This is a genomic window from Bradyrhizobium sp. MI1.3 (assembly GCF_055811695.1).
On the sequence record NZ_JBVVPQ010000205.1, the window covers coordinates 1 to 1,186 of the forward strand.

The following is a 1,186-nucleotide window of genomic DNA, read 5'->3' on the forward strand; positions in this document are numbered from 1 at the left end:
CGTAGCAACCATTAAAGGCTAGGCGGCTTTTTCGATCCAGGGCGTGCCCCGTTGCACGACAGTATTGGCGTAGATCAGGAGCTTGCGGGCGCAGGCGATGAGCGCTGCGTTATGGACTTTGCCGTTTGCCATGAGGCGGGCATACAGCGCGATCAGAGCCTTGTTCCAACGGAAGGCAGCTGGAAGGGCGGCGGCGAATAGGGAGCGCCGCAGGCGGCTGCGGCCTCCGGCGATTTTGCGCTGCCCTCTGTGCTGTCCGCTGTCAGCATCGAAGGGAGCCAACCCGGCCAGGGCTGCGGCTTGCTCCCGGCTGACGCGACCGAGCTCGGGCATGCGGATGACGATCGCCAGCGCCGTCCGCTCGCCGATGCCGGGAACGCTCAGCACCAGCTTGAGCCGCTTGGCCAGATCGTCGTAGGCACGAAGGCGCTTGGCAATGTCACGGATCTGCGCCGCCCTGCGTGCCTTCAACCGGGTGATGTCGCTGTCGACGATGCGTCGCAACGCAGGCTCGTCGATGTGCTCGAGACGGGTCTTGAAGCGCCGGATGTCTTCCTCGATCTGCTCAAGAAAGGTCAGATAGTCGGCCAATTCCGTCAATCGCGGATCCGGCGCGATCTCAGGGGGATCGAGCGCCGCAGCACAGGCAGCGATCAATACGGCGTCGAGCGCATCATTCTTGGCCCGGCGCAAATGGACCTTGGCGAACGCCTTGACCTGAAGCGGCTGCAGCAACAGCACGGTAAAGCCGGCCGATCGCAAATGCTCCACCACGCCACGTTCATAGCCGCCAGTGGCCTCGATCCCGATCCGTGTGACGCCGGCCTTGGCCAGGTTTGCTGCCAGAGCGCGCCAACCCGGCAAAGCATTGGCGACCTGCCAGCGCTCGGTTCGACCATGAACCGCGACGTCCAGCTTGGCCTTGGACGTATCGATCCCGGCCGTCGTTATGTTAGTCTGTGTCATCTTCGTCGACCCTGCCTTGTGAAGCGAACCAAGTTGTTCCGGCAACCATCCGGGTCCGATGAAGGTGCTGACGCGATCACGCTACGGGGCAGCCACAAACTGCTCTGGGTGGGCTCGATCCGATCATCAGCGGCCTGTCGCGGGGTGCAAACCGCGGCAGGCCATTCCTCACGGAACAGGTCGAGAATAACTGATCGCGCTATTACAAGGGTGGGCAAAG

General features: G+C 62.9%; 1 protein-coding gene. It reads right to left on the reverse strand.

Translation table 11 applies throughout. The features are described 5' to 3' along the window. Positions 1–18: 18 nt before the first annotated feature. Positions 19–966: an IS110 family RNA-guided transposase gene (locus AC0L3A_RS40635; RefSeq protein ID WP_007591328.1), complete on the reverse strand. Its 948-nt coding sequence runs from the start codon at positions 964–966 to the stop codon at positions 19–21. Positions 967–1,186 lie beyond the last annotated feature (220 nt).

What these genes read in the sequence shown, in the direction of transcription:
- AC0L3A_RS40635 (WP_007591328.1), bottom strand. Translation starts at nt 966, where the DNA reads ATGACACAGACTAACATAACGACGGCCGGGATCGATACGTCCAAGGCC.